Below are 20,169 nucleotides of genomic sequence, written 5' to 3' on the forward strand. Positions count from 1 at the left end.
CAGGGGCCAAACGGAGTCTCCGGCACCCGTCCGAAACAGCTTTCGGTTCGCGGCGTGGCGCGGCGCGCTTGACCGGTTCCGATCCTTCGCTCCGTCAGACCGCTACTTCCACTCGTAGATCCTGGCCGTGGCCTTGCCGCTCTCCTCCACGTGGAACTCGAAGACACCCGCGATCCCCGTCAGGCGGGCGAAGCGCGTCGACGCCGTCTCGAAGAAGATCGCGCCGCGCCAGTCGATGGCGCCGGTCTCGTCGAAGCGACCGACGCCCGAGCCGTGCCAGGTGACGGTCTCGCCGTCCTTGGCCATGAGCACACCCTGGCCCTCGCCGAAGAGCGTGCCGTCGGGCCGCGTGGCCGACTCGTACGTGCCCATGTCCTTGACCTCGACGCCCAGCAGGGTGCCGGCCGCCTGGAAGGACGCCTCGAGGACGGCGTGGCCGCCTTCCGCCGAGAGCACCCGGATGCCGGTGGTCTCGCCCAGTTCCTCGCCGATCAGGTCGCCCAGCATGATGGGACTCCTTTCCGAGCCGCCCCCGGAAGGTTCCCCTCCCTCCGGACTACGCCGGGTGATGGGGGCTGTCAAACGGAGCGGATCCGAAACCGGTCGGGGACGGATCGGAGCTGGACCGGCCTCCATACGGAGACTTTATTTCTAAGCTGCTTAGTATCTACGAAACCACTGAGCAGAAGGAGCACCGTCGTGGCCACCCACCGCCGCCCGAAGCAGCCCGGTCCGCGTCGCGCGAGCGTCCTGACCGCCACCGCCGCGGCGGCCGCGACCGTCTCCCTCGGGGCCTCCTCCGCCTCCGCCGACCCGCTCCCCGACCCCACCAAGAAGGGCGTCCAGGCCCAGGTGGACCGGCTGTACGAGCAGGCGACCCAGGCCACCGAGAAGTTCAACGGCGCCACCGAGAAGGCCGGCGCCCTCAAGCGGGAGGTGGCGGCGCTCCAGGACTCCGCCGCCCGCAAGCAGGCCCAGCTGAACGCGCTCCGCGACCGCATCGGCACGGTGGCCACCGGCCAGTACCGCGCGGGCGGGCTCGACCCGGCCCTCCAGCTGTTCCTGTCCGAGGACCCCGACACGTACCTCGACAGGGCGACCGCGCTCGACCGCGCCGGCGACCGGCAGACAGCCGTGCTCCAGCAGTTCCTCTCCCAGCAGCGGGCGCTCGGCCAGCAGCGCGCGGAGGCGGCGGGGAAGCTCCGCGACCTCGACGCCGTACAGAAGGAGTCGGGGCGGCGGAAGGAGGAGATCCAGGGCAAGCTGCGCGAGGCCCGGCGCCTCCTCAACACCCTCTCGGCCAAGGAGCGCGCGCGGATCGCCGAGACCGAGGCCCGCGCCAACCGGGCGAGCGCCCGCGTCGAGCTCGGCAGCCAGCCGAGCGCCTCGGGCCGGGCCGCCGCCGCCTTCGCCGCCGCGCGGAGCCGGGTGGGACTGCCGTACGTGTGGGGCGCGAGCGGCCCGGGCTCCTTCGACTGCTCGGGACTCACCTCCTGGGCTTTCCGGCAGGCCGACGTCTCGATACCCCGCACCTCCCAGGCGCAGGCGAGCGCCGGGACGCGCGTCAACTCCCTCGGCGACCTCAGGCCGGGCGACCTCGTCATCATGCGCACCGACCTCAGCCACGTCGGCTTCTACGCCGGGAACGGGCAGATCCTGCACTCCCCCAAGCCGGGGGCCCAGGTGCGGTACGAGTCCATCGCCCGCAGCGGCATGCCCTTCATGTGGGGCGTCCGCATCGGCTGACCAGGGCCCCGTCCGGCACCGCCGACGGCGTCCGGGCCGCTCTACTATGGCTGCGGACCGCGGAACGGTGAACTGGGAAGAGGAACGGGCCATGCGTCGGCTGGGCGAGCTCGAGGCGGAGATCATGGACCGCTTCTGGAAGTGGGACCGCCCCGCGACGGTGCGCGAGGTCGTGGACGACATCAACCGGCACCGCGAGGTCGCCTACACGACGGTCACCACGGTGACGAGCATCCTCTTCCACAAGGGCCATCTGACGCGCGAGCGCGAGGGCCGGGTCTGGCTGTACCGCGCCTCCGCCTCCCGCGAGGCGTACTCGGCCGCGCTGATGGAGGACGGCCTCGGGGCCAGTGAGGACCGCGAGGGCGCGCTCGTCCGGTTCGTGGAGAACCTGGACCCCGAGGAGGTCGAGGCGCTCCGGAAGGCTCTGAAGACCGTGGGACGGCGGACCCGGCCGTGAACGCGGCGCCCGCTCTTCTCGGGTACGCGGCCGTCGTCGGCGCGGTGGCCCCGCACGTCCTGGTGCGCAGCGCCTGGCCGCACCGGGCGCCGGGCCTCGGGGTGGCCCTGTGGCTGGCCCTGATCGTGTCGTTCGTGCTCACGGTGGTGCTCGCGGTCGCCCAACTCGCCTCGGTCGACGGGCACGTGCATGCCGGACTGGCGGGTCTCGGGGAGCTGCTGCACGCGTGCGGAGTCGGGATCGGGGCCGGCATCGACCTCGGCGACGTCCTGCGGCCCGTGTCGAGCGTGACCGGCCTCGACCTCGCCACCTCCCTTCTGCCGCTCGGGGCGCTCGCCGCGTTCCTCGGCGCCTTCGCCCTGCGGCTCCTCCGCGGCGGGGCGCTGCGGGCACGGCACCGGGACCGGCTCGACAAGGTCGGGGTCCGCTCCGCGCGCCTCGGGGCGACCGTCCTTCCGCACGAGGCGCCCGCCGCGTACTGCCTCCCCGGCTTCCGGCCGCGTGTCGTCGTGAGCGACGGCGCCGTGCGGCTGCTCACGCCCGGGCAGCTCGGGGCCGTCCTCGCCCACGAGCGCGCGCACGTCGCCGGACGTCACCACCTGCTGCTCGCGGCCGCGCGGGCCTTCTCCGCCGTCGTCCCGTGGCTGCCGCTGGCGCGTCGCGCGCGGGAGCAGATGCCCGTGCTCGTCGAGATGCTCGCGGACGACCGCGCGCTGCGGAGCCACCGGCGCGAGGAACTCGCGACGGCGATGTACGAGCTGGCCGCCGGCCGGGCCCCGAAGGGGGCGCTCGCGGCGCACGGCGGTGCCGGCCGTCCGGGCACGACCCCGCCTGCTGCCACGTCGCCGTCGACCGCGCTGCTGCGCGTGAAACGCCTGCTCCGCGCGCTCCCGGCCCCGCACCCGGCGCTCCGCGGCGCGGCGGCGGCCGTCGCCTTCGCCGTACCGCTGCTGCCGCTCGCGGTCGCCTGCCCGCCCGGGGGCTGAGCCGCACCCACCGCCCGAGCCCCGGAAAAACCGCTCGCGCCCGCGCGGTCCCGCGGGTTAGCGTCCGTCCCATGAGTTCCGTCATCCAGAACTGGCACGCCACCCGCATCCGGTCGGCCCGCTGACCTTCGTGTCGGCCCGTCGGCGTGCGTCACCGCCGCCGGCGTCTCCGGCATGGGGTCCAGGGCCTTTCCGGCGCGACTTCCTACGCGAACCCGGACAGGCCCTCGCGTTCACCACGCCCTTTCCCCTCCGGATGACGAGGATCCTCACCATGCGCGCATTCCCGCGCCCCACGTTCGCGTTCGTTCACGGCGGCTCCAGCAACGCCCGGGCTTGGGGCCCGTTGCAGAACGCGCTGGCCCGGCTGGGCCACCGTTCGTACGCCTTCGACCTCCCCGGCCACGGCGACCGCGCCGACTCCCCCGCCGCGTACTACCGGCAGCCGCAAGACCTCGCGGCGCTCGCCGCCGCCCCCTCCCCGATGCGGGACGTGACCCTCCAGGACAACGTCCGTCACGTGGTCGACACCCTGCGCGGGCTCGCCGCGCGCGGGCCGGTCGTCCTGGTCGGCAACAGCCTCGGCGGGCTGACGGTCACCGCCGTCGCCAACGCCGTCCCCGGCCTCCTCGACCGCGTGGTCTACCTCTCCGCGCTCTGCATCGCCGATCCGGCGATGCTCACGGAGCCGTGGGACGTGGCCGACGACAACCTCCTCGACGCGGCGGCGGCCCGGATCGCCGTGCCGGGCGTGCCCGGTCCCGGGGTCGTCCGGCTGAACTGGCGCTCCGCCCACGCCGACCCCGCGCTCTTCGCCCAGCTGAAGGAGGCGGTCATGGCGGACTCCACCGATCACCAGTTCCGGCTGCTGCTCGACTCCCTCGACCCGGACGAGAACCACGCGGTCCTGGAGCCCGGGGCCGTGATCGACGCCGACGCCTGGGGCCGTGTCCCGCACACGTACGTCCGTCTCTCCCAGGACCGCAGCAACACCCCGGCCGTCCAGGACCACATGATCCGCGCGGCGGACGCGCTGACCCCGGACAACCCGTTCGACGTGCACACCCTGGCGACCTCCCACGTCGGCTACTTCAGCCGCCCGGAGCCGTTCGCCCGGCTGCTCGACGACCTCGTCCGGTGAGGCCGGTAGGTTCGACGTAAATCGAACGTCGATGCGGCGGCAGCGCCGTGAAGTGGGTGTGGCGTGTTCGTCATCGCGCGTGAGGAGTCCTTCGACCCGGACGAGATGCTCCGGCTCTACTCGGCCGTCGCGTGGGAGGGGTACACCTCCGACGTCGACCGGCTCGTGCGCGGGCTGCGCAACTCGCATCTCGTCCTCACGGCGCGGGACGGTTCGGGGGCCCTGCTCGGGCTGGCCCGGACCGTCTCCGACGACGAGCACATCTGTTACGTCCAGGACGTCGTCGTCGACCCGGCCCATCACCGCCAGGGGGTGGGCCGGGCGCTCGTCGAGGAGCTCACGCGGCGCTACGCGCACTGCCGTTTCTTCCTGCTCTCCACCGATCACGCGGACTCCCCCGAGGGCGAGCGGAACCACGCGTTCTACCGGAGCCTGGGCTTCCTCTCGTACGAGGAGAAGCGGATGGCCGGCTTCGGCCTGCCGCGGCACCGGCCGGACCTTCGGGAGCAGGGTCACGGGGGCGCGGGGGCCTGAGGAAATCGGCCGGATTGGCGGCTTTTCAACAGACTGCGGAAGAAACCGAGTTGGCGATCTTGATGCCCAACTCCCCATTCCGGAGGGCCTGATTCTGGAGTCTCCACAGGTCGCGGGGCAAGTTCCGGTGATCTTGGGCGAGTTGGGAGCCTCCCTCGACGCCTCTCCGTCTTCAAAGGTTGCCCACAAGTTCCGTACATCTGCCCTCAAGAGGGGTCCCCATGGTCTAGATTGACCGTGCTTCACATGATCGGACACGAGCCGACAAATGATGCTCTTCTGGACGAGAGATCAGTGCGGCGCGGGAGGCGGGGGCCTCCCGAGGGGAGGAGTGGCGCGGGAGGCGGATCCTCCTGAGGGGGAGGAACCGTGTCAAGCGATCACGTCGGGTTTTCTGACGCCCTGGGGGGGCTGTGCAGCAGCGGGAATTGATCAGCCCGTTTCCTACGACTCGCGAGCGGGTGGACGACAGGGCGGCAGTCGCCCGTCACCCGATCGCCTGGGAGCAGCGCTACCGCCGTGCGGTGATCGTCAGCGACACCGCCGCCACGGCCTTCGTCGTGGCGACGATAGGCGGCTTCTTCGGCGCCCGTGACGCGGCGAACTGGCACGAGAAGTGGCGCATCCTCGCCTTCGGCACCGAGCTGCTCGTGCTCGGCGCGCTCGCGGTGGGCAGGGCGTGGGCACCGGCGGTGCTCGGCCAGGGCGCCGAGGAGTTCCGCCGGCTCGGACGTGCGCTGTTCACGGCCGCCGTCGTCCTGGCGCTCGGCGGGATAGCGCTCAGCTCGAACAACATCAAGCTCTGGATATTCGTCGCGGTGCCGGCCATCGCGCTCGTGACCATGACGGAGCGGTACCTGCTCCGCCTGTGGCTGCACAAGCAGCGGAACGAAGGCCGGTGTCTGCGTCCGGTGCTGGCCGCCGGGAGCCCCGCGACCGTACGCGATCTGATCGCCAGGACCCGCAGGTTCCCGCACCTCGGCTGGCGCGTGGAGGCGGTGTGCACGGCGGAGACCGCCGGGCGCGACGGCGGCCACGGCGACGCAGGTCACGTCGACCGGGGCCACCTCGACGGAGTGCCGGTCGTGGGGCAGTTGACCGACGTCGCCGGACACGTCCGCCGCGACGGCTACCGGGTCGTCGCCATCACGCCCGACCCGCACTGGTCGCCCGACCGGCTCCAGCGACTCGCCTGGAACCTGGAGGGCAGCGACGCCGAGATGATCGTGGCGCCGGTGCTCATGGAGGTGGCCGGGCCGCGGCTGCACATCGACGCGGTGCTCGGCATACCGCTGCTGCGGGTCAGCATGCCGACGTTCACCGGTGGCCGCCGCGCGGTCAAGGGGATCGTCGACCGGCTGGGCGCGGCCCTGCTGCTCCTGCTGCTCACGCCGCTGATGCTCTGCGTCGCGCTGCTCGTCCTCGTCGACAGCCGGGGCGGGGCGGTCTACCGCCAGCGCCGGGTCGGCAAGGACGGCCAGGAGTTCACCATCCTCAAGTTCCGCACGATGGTGGTCGGGGCCGACCGGGCGCGCGACGAACTCGCCGAACTCAACGAGGGCGCGGGGCTGTTGTTCAAGCTCCGCAGGGACCCGCGGGTGACCCGGGTGGGGGCGGTGCTTCGCCGCTACTCGCTCGACGAGCTCCCGCAGCTGTTCAACGTCCTCACCGGATCGATGTCGCTGGTGGGCCCGCGGCCCCCGCTGCCGGAGGAGACGGCCGCGTACAACCAGGACATCCGGCGGCGGCTGCTGGTGAAGCCCGGCCTCACGGGCCTGTGGCAGATCAGCGGCCGCAGTGACCTTCCGTGGGAGGAGGCGGTGCGGCTCGACCTGCGGTACGTGGAGGACTGGTCGCTCGCCCTCGACGCGGTGATCTTGTGGAAGACGCTCCGTGCGGTGCTGCACGGACAGGGGGCCTACTGATGCACGGGCGCCATCCGATACACGGGTGCCATCGTCCGGCCGGGGTGCGGAAGGCAGGCCGCGAGGGCCTGCCCGGGGGGAGGAACGGGTCGTGAGAGTCAGCGTCTTCGGGCTCGGGTACGTGGGCTGCGTGTCGGCCGCGTGCCTGGCGAGCCTCGGCCACGAGGTCATCGGGGTGGACGTCAACCAGGTGAAGGTCGACCTGGTCAACGACGGCAAGCCGCCGCTCGTCGAGGAGCGGATCGGCGAGCTGGTCGCCGAGGTCGTGGGGAGCGGGGCGCTGCGCGCCACCACCGACGTCCGCGAGGCGATCGCGCACAGCGACGTGTCGCTGATCTGCGTCGGCACGCCGTCGGAGCCCAACGGCAGCCTGTGCACCACCTATCTGGAGCGGGTCACCGAGGAGATCGGCGCTGCCGTCGCCGAGCGGGGCGGGCGGCAGACGGTCGTGTTCCGCAGCACCATGCTCCCCGGCACCTGCCTCGACCTGCTCGTGCCGATCCTGGAGAAGTACGTCGGCGGCACGGCCGGCGTCGACTTCGGCGTCGCGGTCAACCCGGAGTTCCTGCGCGAGGGTTCGAGCGTGCGGGACTTCTTCGACCCGCCCAAGACCGTCATCGGCGAACTCGACGCGGAGAGCGGCGACGTGGTCGCCTCGCTGTACGAGGGGCTGCCCGGCGAGACGTTCCGGGTGCCGATCCCGACGGCCGAGGCCATCAAGTACGCCGACAACGCCTTCCACGGGCTCAAGATCGGCTTCGCCAACGAGCTGGGCGCGGTGTGCCGGGCGCTCGGGGTGGACTCGCACCAGGTGATCGACGTGTTCCTCGCCGACCACAAGCTGAACATCAGCCCCGCCTACCTGCGGCCCGGCTTCGCCTTCGGCGGCTCGTGCCTGCCCAAGGACCTGCGCAGCCTCGTCCACGCGGCACAGCGGGCCGACGTATCAGTGCCGATCCTCTCCCACGTCCTGCCCTCCAACGCCGACCACCTCCAGCGCGCGGTGGACCTGGTCGAGCGCACCGGCAAGCGCCGGGTGGGGCTCTTCGGGCTCTCCTTCAAGCCCGGTACCGACGACCTCCGCGAGAGCCCGCTCGTCGAGCTGGCCGAGCGGCTCTTCGGCAAGGGGTACGACCTGCGGATCTACGACCCCAACGTGAACCTGTCCCGGCTGCTCGGCGCGAACCGCGAGTACATCGAGACCCGGCTGCCGCACCTCGGCAGGCTGCTGACGGACTCGGTCGACGAGGTCCTCGGCCACGCCGAGGTCTGCCTCGTCGGCACCAGAGACCCGGCCGTCCTGGCGGCGCTGCCGCACGGCGACGGCCCCCTGATCGTCGATCTCGTCCACCTTCCCGACGCCGCCGCGCGCCGGGCCGAACCGGGGTACGTGGGTCTTGCCTGGTGAAACATCGTCCGCATCACAGGACAACAACGGGACCGGCCGGCGCGCGCTGGTCCTGGTCGAGAACCTCTCCGTGCCGTTCGACCGGCGGGTCTGGCAGGAGTGCACGACACTGCGCGACGCCGGCTGGGAGGTGCACGTCATCTGCCCGCGCGGCGAGAAGCGGGACACGGAGGCGGAGGCGGTGGTCGACGGGGTACGCATCCACCGCTACCCGCTGCGCGCCGCGACCGGCGGCCCGGCCGGCTATCTGAGCGAGTACGGGTCGGCCCTCTGGCACACCATGCGGCTGGCCCGGAAGGTGGGCCCGGTCGACGTGGTCCACGCCTGCAACCCGCCGGACCTGCTGTTCCTTCCGGCGCTGTGGCTCAAGCGGCAGGGAGCGCGGTTCGTCTTCGACCAGCACGACCTGGTGCCGGAGCTGTACCTGTCGCGGTTCGACCGGGGCGAGGACCTGCTCTACCGGGCCGTGTGCGCCCTGGAGCGGGCCACCTACCGGGCGGCCGACGTCGTGCTCGCCACCAACGAGAGCTACCGGGACGTCGCCGTGCGCCGCGGCGGGAAGCGTCCGGAGGACGTGTTCGTCGTGCGCAGCGCGCCCGACATCGAGCGCTTCCACCCGGTTCCGCCGGAGCCGGAGCTGAAGCGCGGCAAGCCGCATCTGCTGTGCTACCTCGGTGTGATGGGGCCGCAGGACGGGGTGGACTACGCCCTGCGGGCCCTCGCGAAGCTGCGCGACGAGGTCGGGCGTACCGACTGGCACGCGGTGTTCGTCGGCGGCGGGGACGCCTTCGACGCGATGGTCGCGCTGTCCCGGCGGCTCGGTCTCACGGACCAGGTGCAGTTCACGGGGCGCGTGCCGGACGCCGACCTGGTGCGCTACCTGTCCACGGCGGACGTGTGCCTCTCCCCCGACCCCCGCAATCCGCTCAACGACGTGTCGACGATGAACAAGGTCCTCGAGTACATGGTGATGGGCCGGCCGATCGTCTCCTTCGAGCTGCGCGAGGCGCGCGTCTCCGCCGGTGACGCCGCCGTGTACGCGCCCGCCGACGACGAGTCCGAGTTCGCCCGGCTCGTCGCGAGACTCCTCGACGATCCCGAGGAGCGGGCCCGGATGGGCAAGATCGGACAGGAGCGCATCGGCGGCCGGCTGTCCTGGCGGCACTCGCAGCGCGCGCTCCTCGACGCCTACGCCGCCGCCTGCCGCGGCCTCGCCCCTGTCTCGGCGCGCGGACCGATCCGGTCGGGGAGAAGGCCCCGCCGTTGAGCGACGACACCATACGCCTGGTCACGGTCGGGCGGATCATCCGTCGGCGGCGACGGCTCCTCGTCCTCCTGACGCTGCTCGGCGCGCTCGTCGGCCAGGGCACCGCGCTGCTGCTCCCGCCCCGGTACACGACCTCGGCGTCGGTCCTGCTGCCGGGCGCGTGGGAGGAGCGCGAGCTCCTCACCCAGGCGCAGATCGCCACGAGTTCGGTGGTGATAGACCGCGCGAACACGGCGCTGGCCTGGGACGGGGTCAGCGCGAAGGAGCTGCGGAAGCAGGTGGTCGCCGAGGTCGCCGACGGCAACATCATCAGGATCTCGGGGACGGCCGAGACGCCGGAGCGCGCGCAGCGGCTCTCCGACCAGGTGGCCAGGGACTTCGTCACGTTCGCGGCGGAGATCTCCGGCGTGCCGACCGATCCGAAGGCGAAGGACCGGCCCGAGGCCCTGCGTGAGCTGGTGGCGAAGACGAGCCGCCGCATCGACGAGCTGGCCGACGCGGCCGGTTCCGGGGAGACCGTGGAGAGCGTGCAGGCCCGTACCGAGCTCGCGAAGCTCCGTACCTCGTTGCAGGACGCGGTGGACACGCTGGACAAGGCCGAGCTGGCGGACAACAAGACCGCCCTGGTCGTCATGGGTCCGTCGGCCCGGCCGACGGGTCAGGCGCCTCCGACGCGCGTGCAGCTCGTCGCCGGTGGCGCGCTCCTGTTCCTCCTGAGCACGGTCGTCGCGCACCTCGCCGCCGCGCGGGTCGGCCGGCGGCCGCGCTCCGAGCGGGAGATCACCGCCGCCGTCGGCTCCCCGGTCCTGGGCGCGGTGGACGTGCCCGTCGAGCGGGGCGGCGACCGGACCGGGGCCCGCGACCGGTGGTCCTGGGCGCGGCGGCTCCTGGGCCTCGACATCCGCTGGGACGTGCCCACCCCGCGTACCGCCGGTGAGGAGGCGGGCCGCAGGGTCCGCTACCGGCGGGCGTGCGCGCGGCTGCGGGACCAGCTGCCGGCCGCCCGGCAGGTGCTCGTGGTCGTCCCGGACGGGGACGAGGCGGCCCGGCGCGCGGCCGAGGAGTTCGTGGACGTGGCCGCGCACGACGGCCTGGTCGGGAACCCGGCGCTGCACGTGGTCGGCGTCTCCGTCTCCCGGCCGTTGCTGCCGGACCACACGCACGAGTCCGGTGTCCTGGTCGTGCTGAGCGCGGGCGGCTGGACGGCGGGTGAGCTCGCGGGCATCACCGAGGCCTGCGCCGACGCCGAGCACGAGGTCGTCGGCGTCCTGGTCGCCTCGCCGGTCCGGTCGCGCACCGCGCGCCCGGCACGGTCCGCCGCCGGGCCCCGGCACGCGGGCACGCAGACATCCGCGTCGGACGAGCGCGTGACGGGAGGGGTGCGATGACGACGCGTACGGCTCCGGAGGCCCCGGCCGCCACTCCGCTCCTCGACCTGGGCACGCTCGTGGCCTCGGTCCGCAGGCGGCGCCGCCTGTGGTCGGCCACGACGCTCCTCGGCCTGACCCTCGGCACGGGGGTGGCCGTGTTCCTGCCGCCGCCGCCGACCGCGACGGTGAAGCTGCTCGTCGCCCACCAGGAGGACCAGCCCAACGACCCCGGCACCCTGATCCGTACGGACGCCGCCCTGCTGCAGACGACGAAGATCGCCGCCGAGGCCCTGCGGACCCTCAAGTCCGGGGACAGGCCGGAGGACTTCCTCAAGGACTACGGGAGCGTCGGCCTCACCAACAACGTGCTGGAGATCAGCGTCAGCGCGGACAGCGACGCGGAGGCGGTGGCGCGCGCGCAGGCGCTCGCCGACACCTTCATCGCGGACCACGTGCGGCGCCTGCGGGCGACCGCGGACTCCGAGGCCAAGGCTCTGCTCGAACAGCGCGACCGGCTGCGCGGGGACCTCGCCGAGGTCAACCGGTCCATCGGGGAGAACTCCTCCGCGACCGGGGCGTCGGCGGACATGGAGTCGCTCTTCGCCCGCCGGGCCGAGCTCACCTCGCAGATCGCCGACTACACCCAGCGCGCCGCGCAGGCGGGCATCGGCACGCCCCGTCTGATCGCCGGTACGCAGATCGTGGACGCCCCCCGCACGGTGCGGTACTCGCTGCCCAAGGCGGCCGTGACCGACGCCGGGATCGGGATCGCCCTCGGACTGGCCCTCGGGCTCGCGGCGGCCTCGGTCGCCTCGGTGGTCGTGGACCGGCCCGTGCTGCGCCGGGACGTCGCGGAGAACCTCGGCGCGTCGGTCGTCGCCGAACTGCCCCGCCGGTCGTCCCTGTGGCGGCGGCGCCGCAGGACCAGGGCGGCCCGCGAGCGGCTCGTCTCGTTCCTGGCCCGTACCGTGCGGACCTCCGAGGAGCCGGTGTCGCTCCTGGAGCTGGGCTGCGCGTCCGAGGTGAGCACGCTCGCCATGGACCTCGCGCGGGCCCTGACGGCCCGCGGCCCCGTGGTCGTCGTCGACGGTCTGCCCGGGCCCCAGCTCGCCGAGCGGGAGGGGAAGCACGGGGACCCGATCGTGGTCGACGCCGGGCACGCGGCGCCCGTGACGTACGGGGAGTTCCGGCTCGGCGTCGGCTCGGTGGCGCCCGGCGCGGCGTGGACCGACCTCCCGTACCTCGGCACGCGCACGGTCCTCGTCGTGCGTGCCGGGGTGGAGAGCGCCGCGTGGCTGCACAACGTGGCGCGGCAGCTCGCCGACCAGCGCGTGGCGGTGCTCGGTGTGGTGCTGATCGACCCCGATCCGCGGGACCGGACCGACGGGACGCTGTGGGACGGGACGCAGACCGCACTCCGCGCCCGCGGTGAGCGGGCGGCCCGCCGGAACACGACGGAACGGCCGCGCCCGGAGCGGGTGCCGTTCTGGGCCACGCGCGGCCCCGAAGACGAGCAGGAGGTGCGGTAGCACATGTGTGGCATCGCGGGCACGTACCGCTGGCCGGACGGGAAGACCGTCACCGACCGGCTCACCGACATCCTCGCCCACCGCGGGCCCGACGGGGCCGGCCGGTACAGCCACCCCGTGGGGGACGGCGAGGTGCACCTCGGGCACCGCCGGCTGGCGATCGTCGACCTGTCGGAGACCGGGGCGCAGCCGATGGCCAAGGACGGCCTCGTCCTCACGTACAACGGCGAGCTGTACAACGCGCCCGAGCTGCGGGCCGAGCTGGAGGCCGCGGGGACGCGCTTCCGGGGGACGTCCGACACCGAGGTGGTCCTGGAGGCCTGGCGGCGCTGGGGCACGGACGGCCTGCCCCGGCTGCGCGGCATGTTCGCGTTCGGGGTCTTCGACGAGCGGACCGGCGAGCTCGTGCTCGTCCGCGACCAGCTCGGCGTGAAGCCGCTGTTCCTGATGCGGCGCGGCGAGGGGCTCGTCTTCGCCTCCGAGCTCAAGGCGCTGGCGGCCGCCACCGGCGGGACCCTGGAGGTGGACCACGGGGCGCTCGTGGCCTCGCTCCTCTACTACTGGGTGCCGGACTCCCGCTGTGCGCTGCGCGGCGCGGAGAAGCTGCCGCCGGGCAGCTGGCTGCGGTGCCGGCCGGACGGCGGGGTCGAGCGGGGCAGGTTCTGGAACCTGCGGGACGTCGCCGCCGAGGGCCGGGAGCGGGCGCGCTCCGGCGACCTGCCGGACATCGCGGCGGTCGTCGAGGAGTCGACGCGGCGCCACCTGCTCGCGGACGTGCCCGTGGCGACGTTCCTCTCCGGGGGTCTGGACTCCAGCTATCTGACCGCGCTCGCCGCGCGGGACGTGCCGGGGATCGCGGCCTACACGATCGGCTTCCGGGCGGAGGACGCCCGGTTCGAGGCGATGCCGGACGACCTCCGGTACGCCCGGAAGGTGGCCGAGCAGTTCGGCGTGGACCTGCGCGAGATCGAGATCGCGCCCGACGTCCTGGACCTGCTGCCGCGGATGACGCACAGCCTGGACGAGCCGATCGGCGACCCGGCCGCGATCAACACCTTCCTCATCTGCTCGGCGGCCCGCGAGGCCGGGGTGAAGGTGATGCTGTCGGGGATGGGCGCGGACGAGCTGTTCGCGGGGTACCGCAAGCACTACGCCAATCTGGTCGCGCTGCGCTACCAGCGCGTCCCCCGGCCGCTGCGGCGCGGGCTGTCCGCCGCCGTGGACCGGCTGCCGGTCGCCACGGCCCGCCGGGGCTACCGGTCGGTGCGGTTCGCGAAGCGGTTCCTGTCCTTCGCCGACCTGCCGGAGGAGACGGCGTTCCGGCGCAGTTACACGATGTACGACCGCCAGGAGCTGCTGGGCCTCGTCAGTCCCGACCTGGCGGGCACGGTCGACGACGTGCTGACCGAGCACGCGGAGGTGTACGAGGACAACGACCTCGACGACTTCGTGAACCGGATGTGCCTGGGCGACAGCCGCATGTTCCTTCCGGGTCTGAACCTCGCCTACACCGACCGGTCGAGCATGGCCGCCTCGACCGAGGTGCGCGTGCCGTACGTGGACGTCGAGGTGGTCAGGGCGGCGTTCGCGGTGCCCGGCGACCGGAAGATCGTCGGCCGGCAGGGCAAGGCCGTCCTCAAGGAGGCGGCCACCTCGGTCCTGCCCCGCGAGATCGTCTACCGCCCGAAGGGCCTGTTCAGCGCGCCGTTGCGCGCCTGGATGAGCCGGGATCTCGCGCCGCTGGTGCGCGAGGTGGTGAACGAGGGCCTGCTCGTCGAGTCCGGGATCCTGCGCCGTGACGCGCTCGCCCGGATGGTCGCCGAGGACGCGGCCGGGCAGCGGGACTTCTCCAAGCATCTGTGGCACGTGCTGACGCTCGAGTACTGGTATCGCGGCGCGACCCTCGGGTCCGACCGACACGCCCGCCAGGGCGCGTAGCAACACCGTTGAGAAACAAGGGGACTTCGGTGAAACAGGTAGTACAGAACTACAAGAGCGGTGAGCTGGCCGTCCTCGACGTGCCGGTGCCGGAGTGCAAGCCGGGCGGTGTGCTGGTCCGTACGTCCTACTCGCTGATATCCACCGGGACCGAGCTCATGAAGGTCTCCGAGGCCGGCATGTCGATGCTGGGCAAGGCCCGTTCCCGCCCGGACCAGGTCGCCAAGGTCATGCAGAGCGTCGCCACCAACGGCCTGCCCGCCACCTACCGCAAGGTGATGGGCAAGCTCGACTCGTACACGCCGCTCGGTTACTCGCTCTGCGGGGTCGTCGAGCAGGTCGGTGCCGGGATCGACGACGTGAAGGTCGGCGACCTGGTGGCCTGCGCGGGCAACGAGCACGCGCTGCACGCCGAGGTGAACTGGGTCCCGAAGAACCTCTACACCCCGCTGCCGGACGGGCTCGCGCCCCGGCACGCGGCCTTCGGCACCGTCGGATCGATCGCCATGCAGGGCGTCCGGCAGGGCGAGCCGCAGCTCGGCGACGTGGCGCTCGTCATCGGCCTCGGCCTGATCGGGCAGCTCGTGGCGCAGCTCCTCACCGCCTCGGGCGCCCGCGTCGTCGGCGTCGACCCCGACCCGTCGCGCTGCGAACTCGCCGTCGGTCTCGGCGCCGTGGTGTGCGGCGAGCCCGGCTCGCCCGCCGTGGACGCCGCCGTCGCGTCGCTGACCGGCGGCCACGGCGTGGACCAGGTGTACCTGGCCGCCGGCGGCGCCGACAACGGGCCGGTCGAGCTGGCCGCCCGGCTCTGCCGTGACCGGGGCCGGGTCGTCGACATCGGCAAGACGCGGCTGGACCTGCCGTGGAACGCGTACTACGAGAAGGAGCTCGACGTCCGGTTCTCCCGCTCGTACGGCCCCGGGCGCTACGACCCGGAGTACGAGCTCGACGGGCGGGACTACCCGATCGGGTACGTGCGCTGGACCGAGCGCCGCAACCTGGCGTGCTTCCTCGACCTCCTCGCCCGGAACCGCGTGGACGTGGAGCCGCTGATCTCGCACATCGCCGACTTCGACGACGCGGTCAAGACGTACGAGCGGCTCAAGGACGGCGAACTGAGGGCCGTGGCCGTCCTGTTCCGGTACCCCGAGGCCGAGACGACGGAAGAGGGAGAGGCGCCCCCCGCCGAGGTCGTGGTGCCGGCGGTCCGCCGCGGCACCGCCGTCACGGCCCCGTCCCGGCCCGCGAAGCCCCTGGTCCGCCTCGGGTTCGTCGGCGCGGGCAACTACGCCACGTCGATGCTGCTCCCGCACCTGGCGGGGCGCGAGGGCGTCGCCCTGTCGACGGTCGTCACGACGACCGCGCTGTCCGCGGCGAACGCGCAGCGGAAGTTCGGCTTCGCCGAGGCGACCACGGACCTCGACGCCGTGCTCGAAGACCCGTCGATCGACGCGGTGTTCGTGGTCACCCGGCACAGCTCGCACGCCGCCCTGACCCGCAAGGCGCTGCTCGCCGGCAAGGCCGTCTTCGTGGAGAAGCCCCTCGCGCTCACCGAGGAGGAGCTCGCCGACATCCTCGCGGCGGTGGAGGAGTCCGGCAACGACCGGATCCACGTGGGCTTCAACCGCCGCTTCGCGCCGCTGCTCCAGGAGGCCAGGCAGCGGTTCGGCGCCCGGACCGGCCCGGCGAGCCTGCGGTACCTGGTCAACGCGGGCCGCCTCCAGCAGGGCAGCTGGTACCTCCGGCAGGGCACCGAGGGCTCCCGCTTCACCGGCGAGGGCGGGCACTTCGTCGACACGGCGAGCTGGCTGCTCGGTTCCGACCCGGTCTCCGTGTACGCGGCCTCGGCGGCCGGCGGCGAGGACCTCCAGATCGTGCTGCGGTACGCGGACGGGTCCACCGCCACCATCAGCTACGTCACCACGGGCACCCCCGGCTTCCCCAAGGAGACGCTGGACCTGATCGCCGACGGCAAGGTGCTCCGGTTCGACGACTTCGCCCGCGCCTCGGTGTTCACCGACGGCGGCGCCGCCGGCCGCAAGCGCTGGGTCAGCTCCCGTCTCCCCCAGGCCCGCGACAAGGGCCAGAACGCCCAACTGGCCGCGTTCGTAAGGGCGGTGCTGACCGGCGGTCCGATGCCGGTGCCGCTGGAGTCGCTCGTCGCCACCACGGCGGCCACCCTCGCCGTGCGCACCGGTCTCGCCGGCGGCGCGCCGGTGACGCTTGCGAGGGCGCGATGACCATGAGTCCCGCCTGGTACCTGCGGCGGCTGTCCCGGATGGGGCCGCGGGAGGTCGGCGGCCGGGTCGGCGACACGCTGCGCAGGCGGCGGTGGCGGTCGGCGCCGCCGGGCTACCCGGGGGCGCGGGACGCCCGGTTCACGGCGGTGCTGCCCGCCGGGACGCTCGCCGCCGTGCCGCCGGACGCCGTCAAGCGGCTGGTCGAGGAGGCGGACCGGCTGATGGCCGGGCGCGCCGAGTTCTTCGGCGTGGTCCGCGAGGACCTGGTCGACCCCGACTGGGTGCTCGACCCGAAGACGGGGCGGCGCGCGCCCTGGGGGTACGCCTTCGACGTCCCGTACCGGGACGAGGAGACGGTCGGGGACATCAAGCAGATCTGGGAGCCGTCCCGGCACCAGTACCTCACGGTGCTCGCCGCCGCCTACGCGCTGACCGGGGACGAGCGGTACGCCGAGCGTGTCGCCGCGCACCTGCGGCAGTGGTGGGCGGCGAACGCGCCGCTGCGCGGGGTGCACTGGATCAGCGGCATCGAGCTGGGCATCCGGCTCCTGTCGTGGGTGTGGGTCCGCAGGCTCCTCGACGGCTGGCCGGGCGCGCCCGGCCTGTTCGAGGAGAACCCGGTCGCGCTGCGGCAGATCTGGCACCACCAGCGCTGGCTCGCGGGGTTCCCGAGCCGGGGTTCCTCGGCGAACAACCACGTCATCGCCGAGACCGCGGGCCAGTTCGCCGCGGCCTGCGCGTTCCCGTGGTTCGACGCGTCGGAGCGCTGGCGGTCGGACGCCCTGAAGTCCCTCGAACGGAACCTGCGGGGCAACACCTACCTGTCGGGCCTCAACCGGGAACTGGCAACCGAGTACCACGGGCTCGTCCTGGAGCTCGGTCTCGCGGCGGTCGCCGAGGCGGACGCCGCCGGCGTACCGCTCCCGGCGACCGTGCGGAGGGTGCTGCTGCGGATGACGGACGCGCTCGCGGCCGTCGTGGACGGGCGGCTGCGACCGCCGCGCCAGGGCGACGCGGACGACGGGCACGGCCTGATCGTGGACGGCGAGGGCACCGACCGCTGGGGCTCGCTGCTCGCCACCGGCGAGGCCGTGTTCGGCCGGCTCCCGTGGTGGCCGGAGGTCACCGGCACCGATGTCCGCACCCCACTGCTCGCCGCGCTGATCCGCCCGTACGGGCAGGGTGGCGGCCCGTCGACGGCGGGCCGTCCGGAGCGCCGTCCCGGGCACTTCGCCGACGCGGGCATGACCGTCCTGCGCGGCCCCGGCGGCATCTGGTGCCGCTGCGACGGCGGCCCGCACGGGTTCCTGTCCATCGCCGCGCACGCCCACGCGGACGCGCTGTCGGTGGAGGTCCGGCACGACGGGGTCGACGTGCTCGCCGACCCGGGGACGTACTGCTACCACGGGCAGCCGGAGTGGCGGAGCTACTTCCGGTCGACGCTCGGCCACAACACCCTGGAGTGGGACGGCGCCGACCAGTCCGTCTCCGGCGGCCCGTTCCTGTGGACCCGGCACGCCCGCACCCGGGTCCTGGTCGCGGACCCGCACGGGGAGGACGCGGCCCGCTGGGTCGCCGAGCACGACGGGTACGGGCGGACGGCACACCGCCGCGAGGTGGTGCTGACCGCCGCGAGCCGGGAGCTGCGCGTGGTCGACGAGGTGCGCGGCGAGAGCGGCACGGCCGGGGCCATACGCCTCGCGTTCCACCTGGGGCCGACGGTCACCGCCGAACTGTCCAGTAACCGGGCCGTGTTGACGTGGAACCGGGACGGCGAGGACCGATCGGCCGTCCTCGAGCTGCCCGGGGAGCTGACCTGGCGGGCGCACCGCGGCGAGACCGCGCCGCCGCTGGGCTGGTACTCCCCCGGCTTCGGCGTCAAGGTGCCGGCCACCACGCTCGTCGGCAGCGGGACGGCCGAGGGCACGCGCACGTTCACCACCACGCTCGTCTTCGACGCGACGGAAACCGCCGACACCGCCGACGCCGCCGACGGCCGGGAGGCCGCGTCGTGAACGCACGGAGGCGCCGGGCGCCGCGCACCGCGGCCCTGGCGCTGTTCCTGGCGGCCGTGACCGCCTGCACGAGCACAGGCACGAGCACGAGCACGAGCACGAGCACGAGCGACGTCCCGCCCGGCCCGTCGGTCACGGCCGCCCCGTCCCGTACGAGCTCCGCCCCGCACCCGTCCACGGAGGCGCGGCCCGCCGCCGGGGCGCCGTCCGCGGCGATGGCGCGGGTGTGCGCGAAGCCGGTGCCCGGTCCGGCGACGGCTCCGGCGGGCGCGGTGACGGTCGACCCGGCGGTGGCAAGCGATCTCGCGACGAAGACCGAGGACAGCCCGGCGGGCACCACGTTCTGGCTGCGGCCGGGGACGCACCGGCTCGGCGACGGCCCGTACGACCAGGTCGTCCCGAAGAAGGGCAACCGCTATCTCGGCGCGCCGGGGGCGGTGCTGGACGGCCGGAAGGTCAACCAGTACGCGTTCGGCGGCACGGCCACCGGCGTCGTCATCCGCCACCTGACGGTGCAGGGCTTCGTGGCGCCGAACAACGAGGGCGTGGTCAACCACGACATGGCCGACGGCTGGGTGATCGAGCACGCGACGATCCAGGACAACTCCGGTGCCGGGCTGATGGCCGGCGCCCGTCAGCGGCTCGTCGGCAGCTGCCTGCGCCGGAACGGCCAGTACGGCATGAACGCGTACAAGACCGGGGACACGCTGCGCGGCCTGGTGGTCGAGGGCAACGAGGTCGTCGGCAACAACACCGACGACTGGGAGCGGCGGACGCCCGGCTGCGGCTGCACCGGCGGCATCAAGTTCTGGGCGGTGAACGGCGCCGACGTGCGCGGCAACTGGGTGCACGACAACCGGGGCACCGGGCTGTGGGCGGACACCAACAACAACGACTTCCTCTTCGAGGACAACCTCGTCGAGGCGAACGACGGCGCCGCCCTGATCTACGAGACGAGCTACAACGCCGTGATCCGGAACAACACGATCCGGCGGAACAACCTCGTCGAGGGCCGTCCGCTCGCGGCGGACGGCGACGACTTCCCGTACGCGACGGTGTACGTCTCCGAGTCCGGCGGCGAGCCGCGGATCCCGGCCCGCACGGACCGGATCGACATCCACGGGAACGTGTTCGAGAACAACTGGAACGCGATCACCCTGTGGGAGAACGCCGACCGGTTCTGCAACAGTCCGGCCAACACATCCACCGACTACTGCACGTTGCTGGTCAAGGGCACGGCCCGCTGCACGGCACCGGCCATCGCCGGCGCCCCTCTGTACGACGACTGCCGCTGGAAGACCCAGCGGGTCGACGTCCACCACAACCGCTTCGTCCTCGACCCGGCCGAGACCGACTGCGCGAAGGAGTGCGCCCGCATGGCGCTCTTCGCCAACGAGGGAACGTCCCCGGACTGGTCACCGTACCGGGGGAAGCGGGTGGCCGAGGCCGTCACCCACGGGCAGGACAACCGCTGGCACGACAACGTCTACCGCGGACCGTGGAACTTCCTCGCCGGTGACCGGAGCCGGGCGCTCGACGCCGGGACCTGGCAGGCGGCCCCGTACGGGCAGGACGCGCGCAGCACCTTCGCCCCCGGGGCGGGTGGTTGA

15 protein-coding genes are annotated in these 20,169 nt (G+C 73.2%); 14 read left to right on the forward strand and 1 reads right to left on the reverse strand.

The features are described from left to right. Positions 1 to 102 precede the first annotated feature (102 nt). Entirely contained in the window at positions 103 to 507 is a 405-nt protein-coding gene (locus ACFC0Z_RS08460; protein ID WP_376434159.1) for a hypothetical protein, read from the reverse strand. Positions 508 to 699: 192 nt separating this feature from the next. On the opposite strand from ACFC0Z_RS08460, the gene ACFC0Z_RS08465 reads away from it, so the two are divergent. From ACFC0Z_RS08465 to ACFC0Z_RS08530, 14 genes are all read left to right on the forward strand, one after another. Next, the gene (locus tag ACFC0Z_RS08465; protein WP_376434161.1) at positions 700 to 1,746 is read left to right on the forward strand and encodes an NlpC/P60 family protein; all 1,047 of its coding nucleotides are present in this window, start codon (positions 700 to 702) and stop codon (positions 1,744 to 1,746) included. 91 nt (positions 1,747 to 1,837) lie between these two features. After that, the gene (locus tag ACFC0Z_RS08470; protein WP_376434163.1) at positions 1,838 to 2,206 is read left to right on the forward strand and encodes a BlaI/MecI/CopY family transcriptional regulator; all 369 of its coding nucleotides are present in this window, start codon (positions 1,838 to 1,840) and stop codon (positions 2,204 to 2,206) included. Beyond that, positions 2,203 to 3,192: a M56 family metallopeptidase gene (locus tag ACFC0Z_RS08475; RefSeq protein ID WP_376434165.1), complete on the forward strand. Its 990-nt coding sequence runs from the start codon at positions 2,203 to 2,205 to the stop codon at positions 3,190 to 3,192. Before ACFC0Z_RS08470 ends, ACFC0Z_RS08475 begins: the two co-directional genes overlap by 4 nt. Before the next feature lie 274 nt (positions 3,193 to 3,466). Beyond that, positions 3,467 to 4,333, forward strand: coding sequence for an alpha/beta hydrolase (locus ACFC0Z_RS08480; protein WP_376434167.1), 867 nt, complete (start codon positions 3,467 to 3,469; stop codon positions 4,331 to 4,333). A gap of 63 nt (positions 4,334 to 4,396) precedes the next feature. Next, the gene (locus ACFC0Z_RS08485; protein ID WP_376434169.1) at positions 4,397 to 4,867 is read left to right on the forward strand and encodes a GNAT family N-acetyltransferase; all 471 of its coding nucleotides are present in this window, start codon (positions 4,397 to 4,399) and stop codon (positions 4,865 to 4,867) included. Positions 4,868 to 5,280: 413 nt separating this feature from the next. Then, a complete protein-coding gene (locus ACFC0Z_RS08490) occupies positions 5,281 to 6,792 on the forward strand; it encodes a sugar transferase (protein WP_376434171.1) in 1,512 nt (503 codons plus the stop codon). A gap of 91 nt (positions 6,793 to 6,883) precedes the next feature. After that, positions 6,884 to 8,200 carry a nucleotide sugar dehydrogenase gene (locus ACFC0Z_RS08495; protein WP_376434173.1) on the forward strand — a complete coding sequence of 439 codons (1,317 nt, stop codon included), beginning with the start codon at positions 6,884 to 6,886 and terminating at the stop codon, positions 8,198 to 8,200. Next, complete coding sequence (locus ACFC0Z_RS08500; RefSeq protein ID WP_376434175.1) at positions 8,190 to 9,467, forward strand: glycosyltransferase family 4 protein; 1,278 nt, start codon at positions 8,190 to 8,192, stop codon at positions 9,465 to 9,467. The genes ACFC0Z_RS08495 and ACFC0Z_RS08500 overlap by 11 nt, the downstream gene beginning before the upstream one ends. After that, on the forward strand, positions 9,464 to 10,855 hold the full coding sequence (locus ACFC0Z_RS08505) for a Wzz/FepE/Etk N-terminal domain-containing protein (protein ID WP_376434177.1): 1,392 nt from the start codon (positions 9,464 to 9,466) through the stop codon (positions 10,853 to 10,855). The genes ACFC0Z_RS08500 and ACFC0Z_RS08505 overlap by 4 nt, the downstream gene beginning before the upstream one ends. After that, positions 10,852 to 12,366, forward strand: coding sequence for a Wzz/FepE/Etk N-terminal domain-containing protein (locus tag ACFC0Z_RS08510; RefSeq protein WP_376434179.1), 1,515 nt, complete (start codon positions 10,852 to 10,854; stop codon positions 12,364 to 12,366). Before ACFC0Z_RS08505 ends, ACFC0Z_RS08510 begins: the two co-directional genes overlap by 4 nt. 3 nt (positions 12,367 to 12,369) lie before the next feature. Further along, a complete protein-coding gene (asnB, locus tag ACFC0Z_RS08515; protein ID WP_376434181.1) occupies positions 12,370 to 14,304 on the forward strand; it encodes an asparagine synthase (glutamine-hydrolyzing) in 1,935 nt (644 codons plus the stop codon). Positions 14,305 to 14,333: 29 nt separating this feature from the next. Next, the gene (locus ACFC0Z_RS08520; protein WP_376434183.1) at positions 14,334 to 16,544 is read left to right on the forward strand and encodes a bi-domain-containing oxidoreductase; all 2,211 of its coding nucleotides are present in this window, start codon (positions 14,334 to 14,336) and stop codon (positions 16,542 to 16,544) included. Continuing rightward, positions 16,541 to 18,559, forward strand: coding sequence for an alginate lyase family protein (locus tag ACFC0Z_RS08525; RefSeq protein WP_376434185.1), 2,019 nt, complete (start codon positions 16,541 to 16,543; stop codon positions 18,557 to 18,559). The genes ACFC0Z_RS08520 and ACFC0Z_RS08525 overlap by 4 nt, the downstream gene beginning before the upstream one ends. Continuing rightward, positions 18,556 to 20,169 (forward strand): right-handed parallel beta-helix repeat-containing protein, encoded by a 1,614-nt coding sequence (locus ACFC0Z_RS08530; protein ID WP_376434187.1) that lies wholly within the window; start codon positions 18,556 to 18,558, stop codon positions 20,167 to 20,169. The genes ACFC0Z_RS08525 and ACFC0Z_RS08530 overlap by 4 nt, the downstream gene beginning before the upstream one ends.

The sequence above is a fragment of the Streptomyces sp. NPDC056144 genome (genome assembly GCF_042264145.1).
Lineage (GTDB): Bacteria > Actinomycetota > Actinomycetes > Streptomycetales > Streptomycetaceae > Streptomyces.

Coding starts and splice junctions, on each gene's coding strand:
- ACFC0Z_RS08525 (WP_376434185.1), top strand. CDS start 16,541: ATGACCATGAGTCCCGCCTGGTACCTGCGGCGGCTGTCCCGGATGGGG.
- ACFC0Z_RS08460 (WP_376434159.1), bottom strand. CDS start 507: ATGCTGGGCGACCTGATCGGCGAGGAACTGGGCGAGACCACCGGCATC.
- ACFC0Z_RS08510 (WP_376434179.1), top strand. CDS start 10,852: ATGACGACGCGTACGGCTCCGGAGGCCCCGGCCGCCACTCCGCTCCTC.
- ACFC0Z_RS08480 (WP_376434167.1), top strand. CDS start 3,467: ATGCGCGCATTCCCGCGCCCCACGTTCGCGTTCGTTCACGGCGGCTCC.
- ACFC0Z_RS08470 (WP_376434163.1), top strand. CDS start 1,838: ATGCGTCGGCTGGGCGAGCTCGAGGCGGAGATCATGGACCGCTTCTGG.
- asnB (WP_376434181.1), top strand. CDS start 12,370: ATGTGTGGCATCGCGGGCACGTACCGCTGGCCGGACGGGAAGACCGTC.